Annotated in this window: 3 protein-coding genes and 1 pseudogene; 2 read left to right on the forward strand and 2 right to left on the reverse strand. The window is 68.0% G+C overall.

The window, feature by feature from the left end; translation table 11 throughout:
* The first annotated feature begins 127 nt into the window (after positions 1–127).
* The gene (locus F0L68_RS40770; RefSeq protein ID WP_149855276.1) at positions 128–1030 is read left to right on the forward strand and encodes a CpaE/TadZ family protein; all 903 of its coding nucleotides are present in this window, start codon (positions 128–130) and stop codon (positions 1028–1030) included.
* Between the two features lie 713 nt (positions 1031–1743).
* Here F0L68_RS40770 and F0L68_RS40780 read toward each other — a convergent pair.
* Positions 1744–3309, reverse strand: a complete 1566-nt coding sequence (locus F0L68_RS40780; RefSeq protein WP_223199598.1) for an N-acetylmuramoyl-L-alanine amidase — start codon at positions 3307–3309, stop codon at positions 1744–1746.
* 538 nt (positions 3310–3847) lie between these two features.
* Positions 3848–3997 (reverse strand): annotated as a pseudogene (locus F0L68_RS44730) (IS21-like element helper ATPase IstB); the annotation flags it as partial.
* Between the two features lie 270 nt (positions 3998–4267).
* Here F0L68_RS44730 and F0L68_RS40790 point away from each other — a divergent pair.
* Positions 4268–5110 carry an SDR family oxidoreductase gene (locus tag F0L68_RS40790; RefSeq protein WP_149855279.1) on the forward strand — a complete coding sequence of 281 codons (843 nt, stop codon included), beginning with the start codon at positions 4268–4270 and terminating at the stop codon, positions 5108–5110.
* The last annotated feature ends 162 nt before the right edge of the window (positions 5111–5272 follow it).

Consider the following 5272-nt stretch of genomic DNA (forward strand, 5'->3'; position numbering starts at 1 on the left):
CCAGTTCAGGTGACCACACACAGACCACGGTGGTGTCGGTGCAGGTGAGCCAGGCCGCCGCACGCCAGGTCGCCGCCGTGCCCACGGGCCAACTGTCGATCGTGATGCTCTCAGGGGGTGGTCAGTGATGCTGGTGGCCGTCGTCTCGGTGAAGGGCTCGCCAGGGGTGACGACGTTCTCGGTCGCGTTGGCCGCGCGTTGGCCGGCCCCGGCGCGGGTGTTGTTGGTCGAGGCCGAACCCTCTGGCGGGGATGTCGCGACGCGGTTCTCGCTCGCGTCGACGCCGGGACTGGTGAGCTTGGCTGCTGCCGCGCGGCGCAGCGGTGATCCAGCGACCGTGTGGCAGCACGGGCAAACCTTGCCCGGCGGGTTGCCAGTGGTGACCGCGCCGCCGGACGCCGACCGCGCGCAGGCCGCGCTCGCCGCGCTGGCAGACCCCAGTACCGGGACAGGAATCCTGGAGGCTGCCGCGCACGCGCCAGACACGGTGGCGATCGTGGACTGCGACCGGATCGACACCGGGTCCGTGGCGATGCCGATCGTGCGCTCAGCCGACGGGATGATCTTGCTGACTCGCGCTCACGCCGATGACCTCGCGCATCTGGCGCGCCGACTGCCGGCGATGGGCCGATGGACCTCGCGACCGGTGATGCTGCTGGTCGGCGAGGGCTATTCCCCGGTCGAGGTCGCCCGCGAACTCGGTGTGCAGCCCCTGGGCCGGATTCCGGATGATCCGCGCGGCGCGGCCGTGTTGTGCGGGCGACCCAGCGTGGCCCGGCCCAGACGCAGCGGGCCCGCCCGTTCGGCGTTGGGGCAGGTCGCGCACAAGGTCGCGACAGTGCTCATCGCCGAACAGGCGCCGCCACCGGCATTGCGGCACCAGGAGCCGGTCCAGAGCCAACCGATGCCGGTCCTGCGAGCGGTGCCCGGAGTGTTCGCCGACCTGGTCTCGACCAACGGTCTTCGGCTCGCACCGGTGCCCCCACAGCCGACCCCCGAGAACACCTCGCGCGGAGGGCAGGCGTCATGACTCACCCGACCAACGGCTACCCGCCACCGGTACCCCTGCGCCCCCATCAACAGGGGCAAGCGCCACGCGACTGGCAACAGGCCACCGCATCCGATCACCCCGGCTGGATAGGACGAGTCCAGCCGGCGAACCAGGCCGACGTCGCGCAGGTGCCGCAGGCGGGCGCGAGCGGCGCGGAACTGGTGCCGGAATCGGAGGCCGTGGGCAGAGCCGGACAGTAAGCACACCGATTCGGACGGCGGTCCGTTGGCGGGTCTGGCCCGTTCAGGTAGCACACGGTTTGGCGAGAGGCCGCTGGTCATCGAGGCTTGTGTGCCGTTGGTGATGGAGCGCAGATGGAAGGTGACCGACCAACGAGAGCGCGAAGTCTGAATCCGTAGCACCGCGGGGGGCGTCTCCTGCGGTGATGCGCCGTGTAGTCGCTGGTGATGGTCAGTCCACGACTGCAAGTCCAAGACGAGCGACTACTGGGTGGTCGAGCAGAGCATCGCGCTGCTGCACTGGTTCCGGCGGCTGCGGGTCCGCTGGGAGATTCGCGACGACATCCACGATGCCTTCCTGCAAGTGCGGCATCATCTGCTTCCGTCGACTGGTCAACCTCGAACTTCGTCAGGAGTTGTTGGGCGAACGACCGCGGCCCTCGGGGCCACTACAGTCCCGAGGGCCGCAGTCTCATTCAAACGCTAGCGGAATGGCGCTCCCCGTGCAGGTGATCAGCCGTTGTATGGCAGCGTCTGGACGTCTGACGCCTTCACGTAGACGACGCGGTGGTTGTAGGAGATTTGGAAGTACGTGGTGTCGCCCGTTACCAACGTGTGGTTGCCGGGCACAGTGGCCGGGTCGAAACGCGCGTAGTAGTTCTCCGCCCGGAAGACCCCGGTTGCCAGGTAGGTTTGACCTGCGGGCATGGTCCACGGGATGGCCGCAACCGTCCACACCGGATCGAACGGGATGGTGGAGGGGTACTCGGACTGCTCGGGGAAAGCGCGTCCATACAGCGGGATCGACGCACTGCCAGGCACGGGACTCAGCAGCAGACCATGGCTGTGCACGGCCACCGACCAGTTGGGGTTGAACAACCATGCCTTCTGGCCGCCGTACCAGATCGCCGTCCAGTCGCCTTGCTGGCAGGCCAACGCATAAGAACGCCCTGCGACCGCCTTGTCGCTCCAGTCGTCGATCCGGGTGGTGCCGGCCGTGCCGTCGGGGTGCACCACGGGGTCGGTGATCAGTGGAGCGTCCGCACTCGGCGCGGTGTGCAGATAGACGAAGTTCGCGCCATGGGCTGGCAGGGCGGCGCAGTTCTGGCCCGCGCTGTCACAGGTGGTCATCAGCGGCTGGTTGCCGCTGTACTGAGGATCGATCGTGACGACCTGGCTCGCAGCGGATGCGGTGGCCTTGATCGGTGCGCCGAGCAGGTCCATGTAGTGCGCCCAGTCCCAGTAGGGGCCCGGATCCCAGTGTGCGGCGCCGAAGTTGGCGGTGCGTTCCCGCGACACGTCCTCGTGGCCGAGGATGTGCCGACGGTCGAGGGGGATGTTGTACTTCGCGGCCAGGTAGCGCACCAGCTTCGCGGACGCCTGGTACATCTGCTCGGTGTACCACGTGCCACCCTGCGCGGCGATGCCCTCGTGCTCGATGCCGATCGAGTGCTCGTTGGTCGTCCAGTTGCCCGCGTGCCACGCAATGTCCTTGGTGGGCACCATCTGGGTGACCTGGCCGTCGGAGGACCGGATCACGTAGTGGCTGCTCGCACCGTAGGCAGGGCTCTGGAACGCCGCGATGGCCTGATCGTAAGGGGATGCCGTACTGGCCGCCGCGCTCTCAGTGTCGTGGATGACAATCGAGGTGATCTTGTTGCCGTCCGAAGGCCGCTCGGCGGGGTCGTAGTTCCCGTAGTTGTTCGGATCGCTGTGGTCGGTGCTGGACCAGTCATAGGCCGCCGGCACGAAGCGACAGTCCAGGCCCGCCGGGCACTCCGGCGACGGCACCCCGGCCACCGGCGTCCGCGTGGTCTTCGCGGTGTTCGGGGTGAGTGTGGGATCGGCCGGCAGCCACACTGGCTGGCCGTCGCTGGTGGTGTAGGTCGCCCCGGCGCGCAGCGTGGTGAACACATCGTCCGCGAACGCCTCGCCGCCAGCTACGGTCGGCGCGCCGGAATACGCCGCCAGCACCTGGTACCAGTCGCTGGTGCTGCGCGGCAGGACACCGGACACCCGCGCTTGCTTGGCAAGCAACGCCGCCGCACCGCGAATGTTCTGCGTCGGATCGTTCTTCACCAGTTCAACGGATTCACCCAGTGCGCTCGCGGCCTCCTCAAGGGTGTGCCTGGTCGAGACAGCGTCACGGCGCGACGTTGTGCCTGGTACGCCATCACCGCGTCCATCGCGGGCTTCGGACATGGTGCCGTCCGAACTGACCAGGTCCATCGGCCCATATCCGCCATCGACGCTGCGCTGGCCGCTGTGGACCTCCCACCGAGTCAGGTTGTAGGACACCGCGAGCAGGACATTTCGCGGCACTCCGAACTCCCGTGCCGCATCGGTGAACTGCTGCTGACGTTGGCCAGAGCCGGCAGGCTCGGCCCCTGCCTCGGCCGGGACGACCAGTGCGGATACAGCGACTGTCGACATCGCGACAAGCAGCGCCGACCGGAGCCATCTTGTCCGCCGCACGTTGGCTGAAACTCTCATTTCCCACCCTCTCGCATCTGACTGTCAACGGACACGAACAGCTCCAGCTGGACGGACTTCCGACCGCCGGGTGGGCGGACAACAGAACTCCAGGCTGACGGACATCAGTTCTCCGGATGACCGGTCAGGTCAACGAGACCACCCCCTTGCCGGCCAGCGCCTCAGCCAGCCGGTGAGAGTCGCCCTTGGCGGTGATCAGATGAGCGTGACGCAACGGCCGATCGACCGTCGCGGTGGCCAACGTCTTGGGCATGATCGAATCGAACCCTTCCGGGCTGGCACTTGTCCACTCGTTTGGGTTGTCGCTGCGGCCTGGGCATATCACGGTCAGGGACCTGTCGTTGGTCCTCGCGGTGGCAGCCGCGTTTGTAGGCGCTGCCTTGAGTCGTCAGGCGCGAGGAAGGTGTGCCGGTGGCCGACGGGCTGCGAGTGATCCAGGGCGGTGCCGCCCTGGTGGGACCGGTCCCCGATCTAGCAATATGCCTCGCCGCGAGCGAGTCGAGCTGATTGACGAACAAGATTGTTCGTGGATAGAGTCCCAGTCATGGAGCTGGCCGGAAGGCGCGTTCTGGTGACCGGCGCTGCCAGCGGGATCGGCCGGGCGACGGCGCTGCTGGCAGCGCGGGTCGGGGCCGAGGTGTTGCTGACCGACCTCGACGCGGACGGGTTGGCCCGGACCGCCGCACTGGTCGAGGCCGCCGGTGGCGTGGTGGGTTGCCAGCGGACAGCCGACGTGTCCGATCTGGCCGACGTACAGCAGCTGGCCGCAGAGATCCACGGCCGCGGCGGCAGCGTGGACGTGGTCATGAACATCGCCGGGGCATCGGTGTGGGGAACGGTGGACCGGCTCTCACACCAGCACTGGAAGCGGATGGTCGACGTCAACCTCATGGGGCCGATCCACGTGATCGAGACGTTCCTGCCGCCGATGATCACGGCCGGGCGGCGCGGCCATCTGGTGAACGTGGCCTCCGCGGCCGGCCTGCTCGGCCTGCCCTGGCACGCCGCCTACAGCGCCAGCAAGTTCGGGCTGCGCGGCGTGTCCGAGGTACTGCGCTTCGACCTTCGCCAGCACGGAATCGGCGTGAGCCTGGTGTGCCCAGGAGGTGTGCGCACCGGACTGATCGACACGATGGAGATCGCCGGTGTGGACCAGAACGGCCGGGCGTTCCGACGGATGCAGGCACTGTTCCGGCGGCACGCGGTCACCCCCGAGGCCGCAGCCGAGGCGATCATCGCCGGCGTCAGCCGCAACCGCTACCTGATCTACACCTCGGCCGATGTCCGGATCGCGCACCTGCTACAGCGGCTGTGCCCACCCGCCTACGTCGCGATCATGCGCACCCTCAACGCCGTGCTGCGCCGCGCGCTTACGGTGGCGTCATGACCGGCCCGCGAATCGCGCCCGGCGGCCTGACCGACACGGGTCTGTTCGCCTGGGCCTTCGCCCGGATCAGCGGACTGATCACCAGGACCGAGCCGCCGAAGCTGTTCCTGACCATGAGCCGCCAGCGCACACTCTTCCGTGGCTGGCTGCGTTTCGCCGGCC

This window comes from Solihabitans fulvus, assembly GCF_008386585.1.
In the GTDB taxonomy this organism is placed as follows: Bacteria; Actinomycetota; Actinomycetes; order Mycobacteriales; family Pseudonocardiaceae; genus Solihabitans; species Solihabitans fulvus.